Genomic DNA, 20,213 nt, shown 5'->3' with positions numbered 1-20,213 from the left:
GCCGTCATTTTCAATGGGTTGAATAGTTGTTTTTTAAAATTTACCACCTAAGTTGCAGCCTGAACCACTGCAAATAGTCAAGACATGAGTAGTCCACTGGCCCAACTGACCGATGTTTCGGTGACCTTTAACGGCGTTGAGATCCTGAAAAATATTAACCTGACAATAGCGCCCGGTGAACAATGGGCGATCGTGGGCAGATCGGGCAGCGGTAAAACCACCCTGGCACATGCCCTTACCGGCACCGTTTTTCACAGCGGCAGCGTTTCGTTCCATTTGCCCAACCATACCCATGCAAACCGTATTTTACTCATAGAACAACAGCATTTTTTCAGGAACCGGTCAAATACCAGCGATTTCTATTACCAGCAACGGTATAATTCAGCTGATTCGGAAGACACGATGACGGTGCAGGAAGCGCTGGCTCCCTTTTTAAACGGATCACCTATCAACTGGATCGAACAGCTGCACCTGACCCATGTACTCGACGAACCACTAATTCAATTGTCGAACGGCGAAAATAAACGGCTGCAGCTGGCGAAAGCCCTGTTCCTTGACCCGGCCGTGCTTATTATGGATAATCCTTTTGTGGGTCTGGATGTGGAAGGCCGGCAAACCCTTCATCAGATAATAGATTCCATTGCAGCCAGCGGCATCGCGATCATCCTGGTAACGCCGCCGCAAGAGCTGCCTGATTCCATTACGCATGTTGCAGTGCTCGAAAACGGCCGGCTGGTAAAAGCCGGTAAGCGATCGGCAGTAACGGTGGCCGCAAAAACAGCGGCGCCTGCCTTGCCTGCCGAAATCATCCATACACTGAAAGCCAGTACGGAGGCCAATCATTTCACAACAGCGGTTAAAATGGTGAACGTCAGCATCCGGTATGGCGAAAAAACAATTCTGCAAGATGTTAACTGGGAAGTCAAAAAAGGAGAATGCTGGAGTATTTCCGGACCCAATGGCGCCGGCAAAAGCACCCTGCTGAGCCTGGTAACCGCCGATAACCCACAGGCCTATGCCAATGAGCTCTACCTGTTCGACCAGCGGCGCGGCAGCGGCGAAAGCATCTGGGACATTAAACGGCGCATCGGTTTTGTTTCTCCCGAGCTGCACCTGTATTTCGACCGCGGCACTTCCTGCTTCGACGTCATTGCCTCGGGTCTGTTTGATACCATCGGCCTGTTCAGGCAAATTGCTGCGGCTCAACAGGAGCAGGTGGAGAACTGGATCAATTTACTGCAATTGCAGGCTGTAAAGCGGCGGCCCCTGTTTCAGCTGTCGCTGGGGCAACAGCGCATGGTATTGCTGGCCCGGGCGCTGGTGAAGAATCCGCCATTGCTGATCCTGGATGAACCCTGCCAGGGCCTCGATGAGGAACAGATCAGTTATTTTAAAACGCTGATCAACCAATTGTGCAACAGCTTCAACACTACCCTGCTTTATGTTAGTCATTACAGCAAGGACCTGCCGGGGTGTGTTTCACATACGGCTTATCTGGAAAATGGAAAGCTTACCGTTGGCAACTGGCCATCGTGAACAGGCGAACGGCAAATGTGAAATGCCGCAAACTGCGTCAACTACCGCTTAATCACCTTTTGCGTTATGACCTTATCGCCCAGGACTACCTGTACAATATATACGCCGCTGGCATACCTGCTCAGATCAAACGTGTAACCACTGCTACCGGTGCTGTTCAGCCGTTGTGAAGCCAGTTTTTCGCCGGCACTGCTAAAGATATTAATGCCTTTAATGAATGCCGGGTAAGGATAGAACTGCACAGTGATCATGCCCGTTGTAGGATTGGGTGTTATCATAAATCCTTTCGTTTTCAGAACAGGATTTATCGTTAAGCTGTACACATTGATATCGTCGAGGTAAATATTATTCTCGTGCTGATTGGTACTGGCAAATGCCAGGAGGATCGGTCCATCGTTGATGTAAGGCGTCAGGTTCACCGAATCTTTTCGCCACTCAGCGGCATTAGGTACAAAAGATGTAGGCGTAGCTGCAGCACGGGTGATCAGATCACTGCCGCCTTTTTTATACAAACTGGTAAATGTAGCGCCACAGTCCTTGCTTAAGAGCACTTCCAGGGTATCGAAGGCATTGACAGAGTCCTTGGGATCGGTTACAACTGCAGCCGCTACCTGGAACGTCATGAATGCCGAATCGCCGCTGGTAATATTCATCACCGGCAGCCGGAGGTAGTCTTTTTGTGCATTGAAGGGATACTCGAAATTACGGATCACCGCACTTGCAGTGCCGGTTTTGGCGGCAGCAGTCGTTCTTGACCAGGTAACATTTTGATCGGGATTCACAAGATCCCAATGGCCTGGCGGAAATACGCTGCCTTCAAAGCTTTCAGTCAATGGCGGCGCTACCGGCAGGGTATACAAAAAATTAATGGTAATGGTATTGTTGGCCGCGTTTTCATCGGTACTGCCATTGGGTGAAGAAATGTTCACGGTGAGCAGATGGGCGCCCTGCGCAGCTACTGTAAACGCATTCAGCGTAACCGCAGTCTCTCTTAATGACCCCAGCGAGCCCGTCCAGTTGGTGGTGGTGGTAGCCACTCCCCCATCGAGTGTGGCAACGATCGTAGCGCTGGTAAGCGTTTGCGCCCCATTGTTCCGCAAAGTAATGACCGGGGCAAATGTTGGATTGCAAATACGCTGTAAGGGCGTTGTAATGCTTTTGGCTGATGCGTCGAGGTTAAATGCGATAACCGGATCAGCGCCGTTGGACGTCAGCAGCGATGCCCTGTAGGTGCTGGCCGTCGTTTCCATCCGGATCTTCTGTTCTTCCGTAAACATCACCATACACGCATCATCTGTATAATCCATGAAATTCTGGTACATAACGCCGGGTGAACCCTTTGCACAGGTATCATACTTTTCACCAGACCAACAGCCGGAGGTATACTTGCCCTGTTTGGGGGTATCCATGATACCATCGTCGACATCACAAAAATTTTCATCGCCCCAGATATGCTGCAGGCCGAAGTAATGGCCGGTCTCATGCACCAGGGTACGGCCTATATCGTATGGGTTATTGCCACCAGGCAAAGCGGTATATCTTATCACGACGCCCTCTTCGTTGGCTATGGAGTTGCCGGGAAGAGTGGCATAACCCAGGTAACCACCCGACAGGTCAGTTATCCATACATTAAAGAACCGGGTATTATCCCAGGCATCGGCGCCACCGAGCGAATTGTATTTAACGCGGGCGTCGTTTATGTCGAAGTCCTGTTGAAAAGTTGTGACACGGTTGATTCCGTTTGAGGGTTCATTGGCGGGAGTCCGCTGCGCCAGTTTAAACTGAATATTTGTTTTAGCAAACAGCGGTTTAAAGGCTGCCGGAATACGGGTAGAATCTGGATTGAGCCCCCCAAAGTCGCGGTTCAACTGATCGAGCTGCTGCTGGATCTGTTCATCAGTAACCCAGGCCTGATTGATCAACACGATGTGAAATACAACCGGGATGTACATAGTGGCGGCTTCAATGCGAAGCGCCTGCTGCCGGGCTTTTCTTTCCCCTGCAGCCTGCTGAATGTTACGGGATTGTATTTCATAACGGGATTTGAGGGCAGGATTCTTTTTAAAATTGTTCTCCATCACCGGCACTGTTCCGCATCTTTCCTGGGCCTGGAGGGTCGCAAGGCCCAATGTACATGTAAAGCCAACTATAAGGTTTTGTAAATGTTTTCTCATCATATAGGTTGATCGTCGTATTACGTACGTAATATCCTTAAAAAATGTTGGTTTTCTGCGCTAAAAATAGACAGATGCCCGGGTTTTGCCGGTAAATTACCCAAATGTTGCTACAGATCATTAAAACGGCCAGACAGATAAAAGAATATTCATATTGAAGCCATTAGCCGGAACCGCCAAATCGCCCACAACCTACCGCTTATTACATACATTCCCCGCCCGAAGGTTTCGCGGCTAACGGTTGCCCTCGTTTCCCCCGCGCACTGATGACCGTCTTTACCTTTTTATTTTTTATTGACAGTAATCTTTATCGTTAACCTCTCCTCTTAAGAGATACAATAGGTACATACTAACTATGCTACGCAAACGAAGATACCAGGTGTGTTGAAATTATTCCACAGGCAAAATAATTATGCCAGTGCCTCTCTAAAAAATGTTAAAATATTTTCATATTCAACTTTAATTTTCTGGCATAGTACTTGTCTTCCCTTTGACGATCCTCTGATGATCTAAATTACAATTCCACCCTTGTTACCGCGGCTGATCTTTGTAGCATAAGTGTAAGCAATCATTATTTGTTAAACCTATAATTTGTTGAGTTATGAAAAATGCCAAGAAGAGCATCGTAGCGTTAGCATTTGCTGCCGCCGGATTAGGATTATTTGCTTTTAATGCTGTTAGAACAGGTTCCATTAAGGGAACAGTGAATCCGGCAGATGCTGCTGTTAGAGCATGGGCACTGTCTTCTACTGACACATTAAGAGCTGATATCAATAAGGGCGCTTTTGAAATTACCGATGCAAAACCAGGCACCTACCGGGTGATCATTGAAGCCAAACCACCTTATAAAAATGCTGCTAAAGACGGCGTTACTATAACTGATGGCCAGGCAACTGATATCGGCGAAATTAAACTGGAGCAATAAAGAGTTTCCGATTTAGTTTAGATATTAGCATTCCGAAAAAAAGGCTCTCCTGTTAATTGGGAGAGCCTTTTTTTATTTAGTGTTTAAAAAAGCTATCAGGAATATTGGTCGCCGGTGCACTTCCCTTACTATATCTAAGTTGCAGGGTGAAGCCACCACCGCCTTCGATGAAGTGCAGGGCGAATGGATGCAATCCTTTCATCAATGCAATTTGTCCGCTTTTTTCCAGGGGCGCGTGCTGACCATCATTGTTCACCACTTCTTTGTCGCCAATGGTTAATGTACCCCCATCATCACATAACAGGTAAAAACTGTAAATGCCGGTTTCGGGGATATCGATGTAGCCATTGTATTGCAAGCCAAAGGAAGGTGCATTGACTGTCGCCGGCACTACAATATTCTGCGTAACAAACTGGCTGTCGGGTTCAAGCGACTTCATACCACCGGTGTTCAGGAAATATTTTTTAAAGTATTTGCATTGCAATCCGGGCCGGCTCAACAAAGTGGCCACCGGCTGCTGGTAATTTTCTTTTTTATACTCAAGGGCATAAATATCGCCCCGCAAACCACCAGGCGTAAAAGCAGCCACTTTAATAGTGCCCGGTTGTTTAATTACCAAAGGTTTACTCAATACGGTTGAACGCTGAACAGGCAGGCTGCCGTCTGTAGTATACCGCAGTACCAGGTTGGGTATCGGCTTTTTGATATCCAGTATCGCCTGGTCAACAAAAACATTCTGGCCGGCAAAACCGCTGAGGTCGGGCAGGCGGTAATGAACGCCCAATGCTTCCAACCGGTTATAATGTGCCGGCAGGCGTTGCTGAAAAGAGGCAAAATCGAGCTGCCGGCTCCATACCCGTTCAGCTAAAGCAAGCATCCGGGGAAAGTACAGGTAATCGGCGCGGTTTTCTGAAGGCACGCGTTCCGTCCATAAGTTCGCCTGCGCCCCTATAATATATTTCGCTTCGGCAGCAGTGAGTTTTTCGGGCACCACCTTCCAATTATAAATATTGGCTAGAGAATGAGCATCGGGCGGATAATCGAAATACAACGGATTACCCGGGCTCATAATAACCCGGTTACCATTACGGGCAGCCGAAACCGGTGCATCCGGCACCCAGCTACGCCAGTACATCACATAGGCAGTTGCACTAATACCGCCTTCCAGTATCTCGTCCCAGCCGATCAGTTTTCTGCCCTTCGACTGAAAGAACCGTTCCATTCTTTTTACAAAATAACTTTGCAGTTCTGCTGTGTTCTTCAATCCTTCTTTCTCCATCAGCTCTTTGCAAAGCGCACTTTCCGCCCAGCTTTTCCGGTCTACCTCATCGGCGCCCAGGTGAATGTATTCAGAAGGGAAAATGTCCATGATCTCGGTAAATACATGCTGCGCAAATTCGAACGTGCTCTCCTTACAGGGACAAATGGGAGTAGAGAACAGTTCGCCCCACTGGCTTCCGCCTGTACAGGAAAGGTCGGGAAAAGCATGAATGGCAGCCATCATATGTCCCGGCATATCTACCTCGGGTATGATGTCGATGTAGCGGTCAGCTGCATAACGGACGAGGTCTTTCAACTGCTGTTGGGTATAAAACCCGCCATACATGGTTTTACCATTGCGCTGTACGATATGTTTTGGATCAATGGCCATATCAGGATTGTCTTTCTGCTCGCGCATGCAGGCAGAATCATTTTTATCGAAGGTGCGCCAGGCGCCCTTTGCTGTAAGCGCCGGATATTTTTTGATCTCTACCCGCCAGCCCTGGTCATCGGTGAGGTGAAGATGCAGTTTGTTAAGTTTATACAGGGCCATTCGGTCGATGAGCTTTTCCAGGTAAGAAATGCTGAAGAAATGACGGGCTACATCGAGGTGAATGCCACGCCACGCATAACCGGGCGCGTCGCTGATCGTAAGCGCGGGAAGCGTCCACGTTTGGGCACGTGCCGTCTTTTTCTCCACTGTCGGCGGCAACAATTGTCTGATGGTTTGTACCGCGCGGAACATACCGGCCGGTTCGCCGGCTGCCAGTTGCACCTCTTTTTCTGTAATAGTAATGCGATAGCCTTCGGGTGTTGTTATAGCAGCGTCTTTTTGTAATACGATCTGTTTACCGCTGGATGCTGTCGTTGTCTTCAATGGCTTGCCCCAGGCCTGCTTTACCAAACGCTGCAGTGCTGCTACCGACGGCTCAAAGCCGGGTGCTGCGTTGATAGCAGTAGCAGGCGTTATTACAAACGCTCCTTGTGCTGCGGTAAGGGATGTTGGATACGGGATCAGGGGTATGGGAGCGCTGGATTGCGCCTGTGTTTGTAGGGCTAACAGCATCCATACGCCGGTCATTAGCAACGAAGCAAGTGGTTTCTTACAATGAGTTGAATTCATCCGCTTTGGTTTTTATATTCCGCTGAATCAGTGCTGAAAAATAAAGTTTATGATCAGTATTTAAGCCGCGAAAATAACTAATGGGCAGATACAAACCAGGGCTGCTTCTTGCAAAGCAACCCTGGTTTCATAATGAAAAGTCAAGGGAACGTTTACCTCTTCAGTTCCAATACAGTGCCTCTTACTATCTTATCGCCTATCTTAAGTTTATAAATAAGTGCCTGGTTATTCAAACGCGTACTGAATTGTACAGTTTTAACAGTACCGGCATCTACACGCCCATCAAAAGCGATCCCCACGCGTTGCCCCTGGGTATTGAACACTTCCAGCACAGCCCGGCCGCTCATTGGCGAAACGAAGCGAAAGTTGACCGTATTACTGAAAGGATTGGGGAATGCCTGGATCTGCAGCTCTTTAGTTGCTGTTTTTAATGAAGTTGTCTTCGGATTAATGGCAGGCGCATTTTTGATCTGGCTTTTTACCTGGCCTGAGGTACCTGGACTTACAACACCCTGCGTTGCCGGCGCCGGACTGGTATTGGTGATCATCCTTGCGTTGTTATTCGAAATGGTGTTGGTAGTTATACATGAATCTACGGTGATGATCTGTGTGCAGGTATCCCGGTTACCACAAGCATCCACTGCGATCCATGTCCTGGTGATCACATCGGTGTAGTACACCTTAATGCCACAACCATTATCCGGCACGTTTGGTGTTCCGGTACTTGTTACCGGATCGGTAGATGCACCACATGCCAGCGATGTATCGCGCGGACAGGTTTGTACCAGGTCTGCATTCACATCTACATTTACGGTCTTGAAGCAGCTGTCTTCTATCAAGCCTGAAGTGGATCTGATCACGATCTTCAGCCTGTAACTGGTTTCACAATTTGCACCGGCCGTTACCGAGACTGTTGTATCATTTAACGGCCCGTTGAAGGTAGCATTGTTGCTATTGCCTGAGAAGCTCCAGGTTACAGTGAAATTATCCGGAACCGGATTGGCAACACCATTGTTATCCGGGTCATACTTGTATATATTGGTCGTCCTCGGACAAACTGGGTCTGGTCCGCTTATACCGCATGGTGCTGGCGGATTTGTTACAGTAACTTCTACCGTGTCTTTTGCCACGCAATTCGGTGCTGCGATCTGAGTGGCGGTAACGATGAACCGGTAAGTACCCTGTGCGGTTGCCGTGAACACCGGATTGGAGATATTGGCAGCACTCAGCGAACCGCCTGTAGTTGGGCTCTGCGTCCATGAGAAAGTATACAAAGTATTCGGGGCCGGCGCAGCAGTTGCAGTAAGCTGTGAGGTGTTACTGGTCGCCAGGTTGATGGTCGTTGGATTGGCCGCCGCCGTTACCTGTACATTCTGGATGGTACCTGCAGGACTGAGTGTACAGGAATCCTTGATCCCGTTCGCCGTTACTACCAGCTTCAGGCTGAACGAACCACCCGCTGTAAAATCTCCGCCTGTACCTGGAACTATTTTCACAGAAGAGCCTGAATTGCTGCCTTCGATAGTTGCATTCGCTGTGTTATTAAGTAATGACCAAAGGAAGCTGACATTGGTACCGCTTGCTGTATAGAAGAAGCGGAGCGAATCGGTTTCAGGACAAGCCAATTGCGCCGGGCTGATAGCGCATGGTGGCGGTGCAATTACCGCATTGGCAGATAATGACCGGTCCTGGTTACCTACACCGGAAATATTAACATTTCCCGGGAAGGTATTCATTGAGATCTGCCGCATGTGGTAGGGCGAACCACTGATACCGGCTGCCGAACGAGGCGTGGTGGGGTTTAAGAATCCCCAATCGATCTGGCTGGCAATATGCCCACCCCAGGCCAGTAATACAGAGTCATCCTGCGCAGTGAAGCGGATCCTGACCCTGGTCATTGATTCCGTTGCGTTATTTTCAAGGTTGCCCTGAAAAACGTACGAGATATTAGTGATGACGCCATTATAGATCGTGAACAGTTTCTCTGCTGCAGTCAACGCATTGAAACTGTTTTGTGGCATACCATCCACCGGTGTATTGGCATTTGGCTGATTGGGCGCCGGAATTGGAAAAGTATTGGTGCTCTTAACATTGAAAATATACTCTTTGCTGCCGTCTTCAAAGATCAGTGGATTGATCACTTCGGCGTCATGGCCGAACTGTTGGTGTGGTAACAAACGCTGGAAGTGGGTCAGGTAATCGATTGCCATTCTTCCGCTGTGTTTGGTATCATATTCAATTACATATTCATACTGTTGATTAATGATAGCGCCCGTTATCAAACTTCTGTAAGAGATGGAATGGCCTTCTACATAGTGTGCATTGGAAGCACCGGCATTACCGTTTACGTAAGTTGGATTATCAAAGTCATCGTAGAAATTTTTTGAAGGATCGTTTTTAGGGCCATTTCTTATTTGATCGAGATTGCCCGATTGACTAAATATTTTTACTGGTGCAAGAAACAGGATGGCCAGCATAATGGGTGTCAGGCCCCGATGGCAATATGTAATACCTTGGTTAAGTAGGGTTACTATTCTCATAAAAATTAATTGAGGATAAAAAAAATTGCTTTAGAATAGCGGCATGGGTTGCCCTGTTGCTGTTTTGGAACAGCAAAGCGTGGGTAACAACAATCTGGTCTATGCGAATAATTTTGAACATGGCGCCCTGGCGCCGTGGATCTTCAACGTATGCAATAGTGGGCTACAGTGACGCTCATTGACCGGTTTAAAAAAATAAGGCGTTGTTACGAATAGAACATTGGTCACAGTATACAGACGTCCCTCCAAATGATTTTTATATTTACCCGCGTTATTTCTATAATTTGTCATGATCTCAAGCTTTACATCAAGCCGAACCCGTTTAGCGTATCGTGAGCAATTGCACACGAATAGCTATCAGCTTGCTGACAATAAATGACGACATGAAAGTGCGGGCAGGATCAATACTGCTTAACAGTTGAAGTTGGAGATTGGAGTAATTAGTGCGTTGCACTCTATATACAAGAAACCCTTTTGAATGTGATACGGATAGACGAAGATTGGTTTGCTGGATACAATATGAAGTAAACAAAAAGGATTAACGAGGGGGCGAATTAGGCAGGTTGGCAATTAACCTGCAGTATAACCAGTGATGTAATTCGTTATCGAAGGTAGATTAGAAAATGTTCAGAACAACGTATTGTTAAAAAAAATAATACCTTTTTGTTCTTTTTTTGACAGATGTCAAAAAAATAGAAGGTTGCTATAGAAGCCAGAAATTAGCAACTTGTTTTAGCCGAATGTGACCGCTTGGCATGCAAAAGTTTTTGCAGTTCGCATATGCAAGGTAGATACTAGCAAAGTGACTGGCAAAATGTTCCTGGTATAAAGCAGTTTGCTAATTGGTCAGCAGTGTTAAGCGAGAATGAAAAAGGATGGGAAGCTACGCCAAATAAAAAACCTCCGGGGATTACCTGGAGGCTTCTTAGCGTGTCCCCGCAGCAACTCGAAGGCTGGGCCCTCCCGACTAAAAGTCGGGATGCTCTACAAACTGAGCTACGCCAAATAAGAAGCCTCCAGGCATTACCTGGAGGCTTCTTAGCGTGTCCCCGCAGCAACTCGAAGGCTGGACCCTCCCGACTAAAAGTCGGGATGCTCTACAAACTGAGCTACGCCAAATAAGAAGCCTCCAGGCATTACCTGGAGGCTTCTTAGCGTGTCCCCGCAGCAACTCGAAGGCTGGGCCCTCCCGACTAAAAGTCGGGATGCTCTACAAACTGAGCTACGCCAAATAAAAAACCTCCAGGCATTACCTGGAGGCTTTTTAGCGTGTCCCCGCAGAGACTCGAACTCTGGACCCATTGATTAAGAGTCAATTGCTCTACCAACTGAGCTACGGAGACATTCAACCTGACTGGTTGGAAAAGATTGCAAAAATAAGGGGTTAATTCATTCCGGCCAACACCCACTGGCCGAAAATGAACAAAATCTTGTTTTAAGGCGCTGATTAGCAAGGCAAATGGGCTGGCGTTTACTATCTCACCCTGATAACGCCCTCGGTAATCACCGGGAATTTGGAGAAAGAGGCAGAGTCATAACCAGGCATGATGAACTTTTCATCAGCCACCAGCATCTGCATGCGTTGCATGGATTTTATATACCCATTGGCATCGAAATTGCCGAAAGTGGGCGCCGGCGTTACAAAACTTGAATTGTAATAGATCCAGACATTATCCGATGCCAGGGCCATATTACCCAGATCGGTTTTCACCAGTGCACATTGCGGCAGCACCGGTTGTCTTGAACCGGGAAACATTTTTAGACCCGGAATTATTTCCTTATTATAACCTTCTACCAGCGTAACGCGGCCATTTGTATGTACTTCTATCAGCTTACGCACTTCCTTGCGGTTGAACTCGCTGTTCACACCGCCTTTCTGCCAGGCAGTAGTGGTGAAAAAATTGTAGTCGTCTTTCTGCACCCATACCTGGGCATTGGGAAACTCATCGATATTGTTCACATGGTCGAGGTGCTGATAGCTTAAAATGATATCGGTGATATCTTCATTACGGATCGAAAGCTTTTGCAGGGTAGAATCGGGCCGGAAATCATCGATCATATCAAAATCCCGGGCAGATACAAAACTGTACAGATAACCGGCGTCCATTAAAATGCTTTTGCCATTTCCTTTGATGAGCCACACCATAAAGTCTATGCTCACACTGTCATTTTCCTTTCTTACAGCGAGTGAGTCATGCACCAGAGAGCCGTATTTGATAGCATACACTTCGTATGGGGTAGTGGTTTGCGAAATGGCCAGGCAGGAGATGAACAGGCCTAAGAGCATAACGGAAATCTTTTTCATAGTACTGATTAATTGCTTTTAAAGGGTAGGCATTAAAGCCCTGGTTGTTACGGAAAGCAAATTTAATAATTACACCAATAACTAAAAAAAGAGTCCCGGCATGCCGGGACTAATGTTGTAACTTATATCAATGTTGTAAAGCCGGCACTTATTTATTGTTCTCTAAACGCTTATTTTTTCTCCACATGCTGTTTTTTGACTTTCGCCCTCGATTGAATCCTGATAACAGATAATGAATTTGCAGGCGCCTGATATGAAAACGACTTGCCGATACTAATATTTGATGTTTGCGGTATTATATTTTGCGCATCGCCACAACGGTTCTCTGCCATTGGATCACCACTCAATGTAGTGACTACTGCTGTTGACTGCAGGCCACCCAGACTACCCAGGTTGATCTTTGCCGGAACAGGCACTGAATCCCTGTTCACTATCCTGAGGATGATATCGCCGGTTTTGCTGTCTTTCACACAGGAGGCTGCAAAAGTTTTAGCGGTATCCGGAACATGGGCAGTAACGATATTGGAATAGTATATATCGCCATCATTATTGGCAAATAGCTTTTGCACATAATAATTGATAGTAGGACAAATTTGTGTTCCGGTGAAATAAATGAGGTTGGGATTCCATTGGGTATGTCCCCGGCGTCCGAGCAGGGGCGCATAAGAAGCAAATGATACCACATCCCCATTACGTTCGAGCGAAGTCATATAAAGAGCTTCTGCCAATGCAGAACGAAGCGTGTTCTTCCGCCCGGCATCGTGCGCCGCATATTCGCCAACGTATACTTTTGAGGCAGAGCGGGCATACGTATCATACCGTTTCAGGTTATTGATAAACCATTCGGGTTTTTCATAATAGTGTTCGTCAACCATGTCTACTTTTATCTCATTGGCGAACTGCCAGCCCAGGTCATAGTCTTCGCCCGAGTGAAAGGGACCGGTAGTACCAATGATCGTGATCTCCGGATGTTGAGCGCGCACCACATCATAGATCATTTTAAACCGTTCTTTGAAAACCGGGGTGATCTTATCTTCATTCCCGATGCCGATATATTCCAATTTAAATGGCTCTGGGTGGCCGGCTGCTGCGCGTTTGGCCCCCCACGTTGTTGTAGGCGCTCCATTAGCGTACTCTATCAGGTCGAGTATATCCTGGATATACGCTTTCATTTCATCCGGCGTAAATCCTTTTTGACCCGTGCCGCCAATGCGCCAGGTGCCACCCGAGTTCTGGCAACTTACGCCGGCTGCTACTACCGGTAATGGTTTAGCGCCAATGTCTTCACAAAACTGGAAATACTCAAAATAACCTAGCCCTACCGACTGGTGATAGTTCCAGATATTTCGCTGGGTTATACGTTGTTCAACGGGCCCGATCGTATTTTTCCATTGGTAAATATTGCCTAATCCATCCCCGTGCACCAGGCAGCCCCCGGGAAACCGCATGAATTTTGGTTGAAGGTCGGCAATGGTTTGCGCCAGATCGGCTCTCAGGCCATTCGGCCTGTTCCTGAATGTCTTTTTCGGAAAAAGGGAGATCATATCCAACGCCAGCTTTCCTTTTGTCTTTGCCACGATCACGAGCATGGCGCTGTCGTTTGTTTCAGTAGCTGTTAAAGCAGCTGTATACTTTTTCCAGTCTTTTCCCTGGGTGTTGAATGTAGCTTCATTTGACAATTTTCCCTTCCTGCTTTTGAGATAAACGGTAACAGGAAATGAATTATCGGTCAGCTGTTTAATAAAAACGGAGAAATCGTACTGCTCGCCGCCTTTTACTGCAATGCCATCGAAACCGGTATTGGTGAGGCCAACGCCTTCCCTGCCCTCGTCCTCTACATTGAGCACAGCATAATGCGGGTTATTGGCATGTAGCGGGGAATTGGTCTCGATCGTAATAGTTCCATAGCCAAAGCCCTCTGTGGTAAACCGCCAGGCTGTTAACGGATGCCATTCACGGTTATCACTGGCCGTGTATTCAAAGGAACGGTTCTGGATCAACTCAGCGTACAGACCGCCATCTGCGGCGTAATTGATGTCCTCAAAGAAAATTCCAAACAGATGCGGGCTAATAGCTTTACTGCCGGCGGGCAGCTTTGGTTTCAGTTTGTGGGCTGTTTGGGCTTGAGCACCCATTCCCATACAAACAAAAACATATACAAAAAAGCAGGCAAGTTTTTTCATACACAGCAATTGTTGGCTATAATCGTATAATTGACACTAAATGTACGAAGTTTCCGGTTACCAGGTAACCAGTTACAGGTTAGGGCTCAAAGATCAACATTCACTACTGCCATTAGACCCGCCGGTATCGCTGCCAGCGGAATAGAAATTTCCGATTGACCATTCACCATAAAAAAACTGGCAGGTTAAAGCTCCTTGCGTCGCTTCAGCCTGCCAGGCAATAAATTGATCACTCGTTAACCTAATAACCAAACAGCTCTTCCAAACTCAATGTCTTTACTTCACCGATCGTCTTAAGATCTTCCAGTTTTATCTTTTTGTCGGAAGCCACAACACAATAGGTATATGGTTTACCGCTGATCTGCTCTTTATGCATTTTCTGAACATCCTGGATGGTAAGTGAAGACAGGGAAGCATATTCTTCTTTCCGGAAATCGCCTTTCCAGCCTTTTTGCTGGGCCAACAGGTAGGAAGCAATAATGCCCTCCTTCGTGATCCGTTGGGTTTCCAGGTCTTTTTTAAATCCTGTTCTGGCCAGTTCAAAACGTTGTTCAGAAACCGGCAGCTCCGTCAATAATTCATTCATGCCCTTTATAGCTTCATTCATTTTATCAGCCTGGCACCCTACGTACGCTACCATATAGAATGGATATTCTTTACGGGCAGGGGTATTATAAAAAGCGTAGGTTGAATAGGCCAGCGCTTTCGATTCCCTGATCGTTTGAAAGACCACCGAGCCCATGCCTCCACCAAAATAATTATTGAACACATTCACCACCGCCTCTTTGTTGGCATCATAGGCTATGTCATTTCTCACCCAGGCAATTTCACTTTGCACCATGTCGTAATTAGTGAACAACAACTGATTGGTTGATTGAACCGCCGGAGCAAAATGCACTCTTTCAGGATAAGCAGTAAACGATGCAGGCAGCGGGTGCAACATCGCAATAGCCGTCTTGAAATCAGCATCTGTTTGCGGACCATAATACATAATGCGGTGTTTGTACTGCATCAGGCTGTGTAATACATTCACCAGGTCGGAGGCTTTTAACTGATCGATCTCGGCGTCTGTAAGCCCGGTGTTGAACGGATTTTTCGCACCATACCGTGCATAGGAAACCAGTCCCTGCATAATGCTTTGCTTGTCGGCCTTGGCATTGGCGCGAGCCTTTTTCAGGCGCGATTTCAATGCCGTTAACGCAGTTTCATCGGGTTTGCAGGAGGTCAGAATATCTTCGAATAAACTTACCGCTTTATGAAAATTCTCCTGCAGGCCGTTAATCGTTACGGTGGTCATTTCACTGGTAGTAGTGATGTTGAAGTTACAGGCAATATTGTAAAACGATTTGCTGATCTGCTCTGCAGAATATTTATCTGTGCTTAAGAACTGCAGGTACTGGGCTGCCAGGGGCAGCAGTTTATTGTTCCAGGAGCCCATGTCGAACTGATAATTCAGGGTGAACAGCTCATTGCTTTTATTCTGCACGTACAATACGTCGGCAATTCCGCTTTTGGTAAGGGTGATGTCTTTATCGTAATCGAGCCACAGGGGTTGAATATCCGATACGGCGATGGCTTCCATTTTCTTTAAAAAATCAGAAGACTTGCCGGCATTGGTCTCGATAGGGGTGATCGTTGGCTTTTCCACTTTTACGTTGTTCTTGTCCTCCCCTTTTCTTTTATAGATGAGCACATAGTTCTTATCGTTCAGGTATTTGTTTACCGTAGCCACTAATTCCGCTTTGGTAACTTTCGCCATATCATCCAGGTAGCTTACATCTTTATCCCATAATGTGCAACGGTTCTTGATAAAAGCGTCCATCAATTGCTGTGCGCAGTGGGTACTGTTATCGAGCCGTTGTAACAGGGCTAATTTGGTATTGGCCACAATTGCTTTGATCATGCTTTCATCAAACTCCCCTTTCTTTAATAAAGCCAGCTGTGCCATCAACAGGTCTTTCACCTCTTCCAGTTGCTGGCCTTGTTTAGGCGTGCCAAACATTATGAATATGCCATAATCTTTATATTGTTGTAGACCGGCCTGGGTCATTTGCGCTTTTTGCTGTTTGTTCAGATTCAGATCGAACAAACCGGCTTTTCCATTTGACAAAATGGAAGATGCCAGATCCAGTACCATTGCATCATGAGCACTGGCAGCAGGTGTACGAAAGCAAATGCGCATGTTCTCCGCAGACGGCCCAAAGATCTCTTTTACGACCGGGGCAGTAATGGGTTTCTCGGGCGCACATTTATATTCCTGCACGGGTTTGCTTTGCATGTAAGAAAATGCCTGGTCTACTTTTTTGATCATTGCATCCGGATCAAAATCACCCGACAGGATAATGCCCATGTTATTGGGCACGTAATATTTGTTGTAATAATTCCTGATAGCGATCAAAGAAGGGTTCTTCAAATGTTCCACTGTGCCAATGGTCGTTTGCTGTCCATAGTTATGTGTTGGGAACAAACCGGCCATCATGGCTTCCTGCACTTTGGCAGCGTCATTATCGAGCGAGCGGTTCTTTTCTTCATACACCGCTTCCAGCTCGGTATGGAAGAGGCGTAAAACCGGGTGGCGGAAGCGTTCTGCCTGTATTGTAAGGAATTTATCAACAGCATTGGAAGGAATGTCTTCTTCATACACAGTTTCTTCTACCCAGGTATGCGCATTGGTCTTTTGAGCGCCGATATTAGTCATCATTTTGTCGTACTCATTGGCAATGGCAAAGCGGGAGGCGATACCCGAAACGCTGTCGATCTGTCTATAGATCGCCTTACGGCCAGCGGCATCTTTGGTAGCGCCATACTTTTCATATAAGGCATCGATCTGATCCAGATAAGGTTTTTCTTTCGTCCAGTCCAGCGTACCATATTTATTCGTGCCTTTGAACAGCATGTGCTCCAGGTAATGGGCCAACCCGGTATGATCTTTAGGATCGTTGTTGCTGCCCGCCCGTACCGCCATGCGATACACAATCCGCGGCTCTTTGTGATTAACGGTCAAAATCACACTCATTCCATTTTTCAGGGTATAGAACCTGGTCTGAATGGGATCGTTGGTGACATATTTATACGTGTAACCACCAGCAGACGCCTGTTTCCACTGGTACTTGTTCTGGGCAATACTTTCGCAGGCTGCCGAAAGGAGCAGTAATAGTGCAAAAACCTTGTTGAATTGCATAATAATACGTTGATTTATTTCCTGGATTAAACTGAAACCGGGCATGATCATGTAGTAAAACAGGCCTCAATTGTCAGCAGAATGAACAATAATATTAAATACATCTTATAAAGACGCATCAGAGCGCCTAAAGTATCCCTTGCGGGGAAAACTTTTTTAAACGAATCTGTATAACTGGTAAATATCACAGACGAACGGTGCAGCCCAATAAACGATACGCTGAAAGGTGGATAACAGGTAACAAAAAAGACCCCGGCGCTACTGCCGGAGCCCTTCATTTGTGATTGTTCCTGATTATACCAGCAAAGTCAAATTGCGATGATAAGTGGAATGACCGATATAGCCATAACCATTGGTGGTGCGTGCCCAGGCCTGTACAATAAAACTATAGGCGCATTGAACGGGTGGGCGCCAGTTCGCAGGTGTGGTAGCGGTGACATTAAACGTAATGCCATCAGTGCCGGGTCCTACCTGGGAGGATTACAGTGTGGATGCTACAAAGGTTCATACATTCATTGAACCACATAGCGGTATCAATACCTGAAAACAAAACGTAATACTACGGCAAATAAGTGGAAGAACAACATTACTGCTACTTTTTGATCGTGGTCATTTTTTTATGATCAACAGCAGTATAAGCAGGATAGCTTCTACAACCGCATCACTTAAATAAATGGGCAGGATAACATCCTGGTACACATAATACACATCTACTGTTCCAAAACTAATAGCCGACAATATGGCCAGTAAGCGGGCCGGGTAATTCCGGATGCTATAGATCAAATAAATGCCAATGGTAGCGGCCAGGGCGCCGACCATCTTTACCAGCCAGATATCCGTTTTATCGCCGGTAACGGCTATAAATGAGGGAATATGAAGAATGGGCCATATGCCGGTGATGATATAATAGATGCCCTGAAACAGAAGGATTCGTTTTAACCATACAGAAGGCTTCATGATTTTTCATTTTACTAACTACAAAATAGATCCTCCGGCGGAAAACCCTTGTGCAATTCGCTCATCACCGTAACCTGGTCTTTAATATTGCCGGTTTCATCAATGTGATGTACGATAATTCGATCAAGTGCCAAAGCGCGGCCGATGAGCCTCGCCCGGTGGCATTCCTCCGGTTTACTTTCACTGCACATAATTGCCAGATCAAGATCTTTACTATAAGCTGTTTTTAACCGGTCAATTCCTTTTTTAAAAAAGTCTTTTGTCTTCACCTTCTCATAGTCAATTTTTCCATGGCTGTAACAACTCGCATCTTTTGGCCGGCCGCCCAACTCATCGCCCATAAATACATACGTTACCGCGTGTTCTTCTAAAAAGCGTTTCAGGGCATTTTGGTTGTATTGCGGGTTGAACCGTGAAAATGGGAACGAACGAACATCCACGAGGTAATTAATGCCATATTTTTTCAGCAAGGCAAGAAAATCTGCCGAACCCCGTCTGCCATGGCCAATCGTATATAATGGCTTTTTTTCCATCTTTCTTAAGAACTATAAAAAATGTGCCCGTTCTGCAGGATCCGGGGCCGTTCCCGTGCGTCTTTCTGCTTTCATTCATCCGCTCGTAAAAGCGATTGCCGCCGCCTTTCGCATAAACAGGAAGTTATTTATTAAAATGTAAAAAAATAACCGGGATGAACACCAGGAATGGATGAAGCAACTATCTTAGCGCCTACAGAATCACTTAAGCTTTCATTCACCTAATTTTCAGTTATGAAGATCTATAGCCTGCTGGTATTGTTTTTTGCTGTAATCCTGAAGTCGGAAGTCGGATCGTTGAAGGAACCGCCCTCTCAACACGGACCGCTGACGGCTAACCCGATTATCCCTGGCGCCGATCAAACTGAAAAATATATCCACCTGCTTACTAATAAAAGAGTAGGCATTCTGGCCAACCCTACCAGCATTATCGGCAACAAACACCTGGTGGATAGCCTGATGAACCGGGGGATCAAATTTGTAAAAGCGTTTGGCCCTGAACATGGCTTCAGAGGCAAGGCCAGTGCAGGCGTAAAAGTAACCGATGAAACCGACCCTGCTACCGGCATTCCCATTATTTCTTTATATGGAAAAAAAAGAAAACCTACTGCTGAAGACCTGGCCGATGTAGATATTATGATCTACGATATTCAGGATGTAGGCTGCCGTTTCTATACCTATATCAATATCCTGCGCGATATGATGGAAGCCTGCGCTGAACATAATAAAGAACTGCTGATCCTCGACCGCCCCAATCCGAATGGCTACCTCGTGGATGGTCCTATCCTCGATATGAATTACAAATCGGGCATCGGACAATTTCCCATTCCCATTGCACACGGTATGACCATTGGTGAATTTGCAAAAATGATCAATGGCGAAGGCTGGCTGCCCAATAAAATGACATGTAAGATCACCGTCATTCCGGTTCAGCATTACAATCATGATATGGAATATGTGCTGCCCGTAAAACCTTCGCCCAATTTAAATACACAGCAAAGCATCATGCTGTATCCCTCTACCTGCCTGTTTGAAGGCGTAGCCCTGAACCATGGCCGTGGCACCCAGTTCCCATTCACCGTACTGGGCGGCCCCGCATTAAAGGGCAAATACAGCTTCTCCTTTACGCCCGTAAGCATCCCCGGCATGGCCGAATCGCCGCTGTTCATGAACGAGGTTTGTTACGGGCTCGACCTGCGCAATTACGATGTATCGAAACTTCGTAAAAGCAAAAGGATCAATATCGAATGGATGATTGAATTGTATAAAGCACACCCCGACAAACAGCGCTTTTTCGACCGCACCATCAGCAAACAGATCGGCAATATCGACTTCCTGGCCGGAACGCCGGAATTCAAAAAACAGATCATGCAGGGCAAAACGGTAAAACAGATCCAGGATTCCTGGGAACCAGGCCTTTCCCAATATAAAAAGATGCGCAAAAAATACCTGTTGTACCCATAAAATGATTGCTGATTTGGAGATTGCTGATTTTT

General features: G+C 46.6%; 11 protein-coding genes and 1 tRNA gene. 3 read left to right on the top strand and 9 right to left on the bottom strand.

Annotation, left to right across the window (positions count from 1 at the left end):
- The first annotated feature begins 84 nt into the window (after nt 1–84).
- Complete coding sequence (locus JUB15_RS02195) at nt 85–1,536, top strand: ATP-binding cassette domain-containing protein (RefSeq protein WP_207510680.1); 1,452 nt, start codon at nt 85–87, stop codon at nt 1,534–1,536.
- A 41-nt stretch (nt 1,537–1,577) separates the two neighbouring features.
- Here JUB15_RS02195 and JUB15_RS02190 read toward each other — a convergent pair whose 3' ends face one another.
- The gene (locus tag JUB15_RS02190; RefSeq protein WP_207510679.1) at nt 1,578–3,713 is read right to left on the bottom strand and encodes a M43 family zinc metalloprotease; all 2,136 of its coding nucleotides are present in this window, start codon (nt 3,711–3,713) and stop codon (nt 1,578–1,580) included.
- A gap of 598 nt (nt 3,714–4,311) precedes the next feature.
- Between JUB15_RS02190 and JUB15_RS02185 the strand changes: the two genes are divergently transcribed.
- Nucleotides 4,312–4,635 (top strand): peptidase associated/transthyretin-like domain-containing protein, encoded by a 324-nt coding sequence (locus JUB15_RS02185; RefSeq protein WP_207510678.1) that lies wholly within the window; start codon nt 4,312–4,314, stop codon nt 4,633–4,635.
- 76 nt (nt 4,636–4,711) lie between these two features.
- Here JUB15_RS02185 and JUB15_RS02180 read toward each other — a convergent pair whose 3' ends face one another.
- From JUB15_RS02180 to JUB15_RS02145, 8 genes are all read right to left on the bottom strand, one after another.
- On the bottom strand, nt 4,712–7,018 hold the full coding sequence (locus tag JUB15_RS02180) for a family 20 glycosylhydrolase (protein ID WP_207510677.1): 2,307 nt from the start codon (nt 7,016–7,018) through the stop codon (nt 4,712–4,714).
- Nucleotides 7,019–7,170: 152 nt separating this feature from the next.
- Nucleotides 7,171–9,558 carry a PKD domain-containing protein gene (locus JUB15_RS02175; protein ID WP_207510676.1) on the bottom strand — a complete coding sequence of 796 codons (2,388 nt, stop codon included), beginning with the start codon at nt 9,556–9,558 and terminating at the stop codon, nt 7,171–7,173.
- A gap of 1,270 nt (nt 9,559–10,828) precedes the next feature.
- Nucleotides 10,829–10,901: transfer RNA gene (locus JUB15_RS02170), tRNA-Lys, on the bottom strand.
- Nucleotides 10,902–11,032: 131 nt separating this feature from the next.
- Nucleotides 11,033–11,863: an MBL fold metallo-hydrolase gene (locus tag JUB15_RS02165; RefSeq protein WP_207510675.1), complete on the bottom strand. Its 831-nt coding sequence runs from the start codon at nt 11,861–11,863 to the stop codon at nt 11,033–11,035.
- 170 nt (nt 11,864–12,033) lie between these two features.
- Nucleotides 12,034–14,046: an alpha-L-arabinofuranosidase family protein gene (locus JUB15_RS02160; protein WP_207510674.1), complete on the bottom strand. Its 2,013-nt coding sequence runs from the start codon at nt 14,044–14,046 to the stop codon at nt 12,034–12,036.
- A gap of 241 nt (nt 14,047–14,287) precedes the next feature.
- Nucleotides 14,288–17,227 carry a M16 family metallopeptidase gene (locus JUB15_RS02155; RefSeq protein WP_207510673.1) on the bottom strand — a complete coding sequence of 980 codons (2,940 nt, stop codon included), beginning with the start codon at nt 17,225–17,227 and terminating at the stop codon, nt 14,288–14,290.
- Nucleotides 17,228–17,836: 609 nt separating this feature from the next.
- Nucleotides 17,837–18,184: a hypothetical protein gene (locus JUB15_RS02150; RefSeq protein WP_207510672.1), complete on the bottom strand. Its 348-nt coding sequence runs from the start codon at nt 18,182–18,184 to the stop codon at nt 17,837–17,839.
- A gap of 14 nt (nt 18,185–18,198) precedes the next feature.
- A complete protein-coding gene (locus JUB15_RS02145; RefSeq protein WP_207510671.1) occupies nt 18,199–18,717 on the bottom strand; it encodes a DUF488 domain-containing protein in 519 nt (172 codons plus the stop codon).
- A 234-nt stretch (nt 18,718–18,951) separates the two neighbouring features.
- On the opposite strand from JUB15_RS02145, the gene JUB15_RS02140 reads away from it, so the two are divergent.
- A complete protein-coding gene (locus tag JUB15_RS02140) occupies nt 18,952–20,181 on the top strand; it encodes an exo-beta-N-acetylmuramidase NamZ family protein (RefSeq protein WP_207510670.1) in 1,230 nt (409 codons plus the stop codon).
- Nucleotides 20,182–20,213 lie beyond the last annotated feature (32 nt).

The organism is Longitalea luteola, from assembly GCF_017356035.1.
GTDB classification, from domain to species: Bacteria; Bacteroidota; Bacteroidia; order Chitinophagales; family Chitinophagaceae; genus Niastella; species Niastella luteola.
The sequence above is the reverse complement of the archived record's forward strand: the minus strand, read 5'-3'. Positions and strand labels throughout refer to the sequence as shown.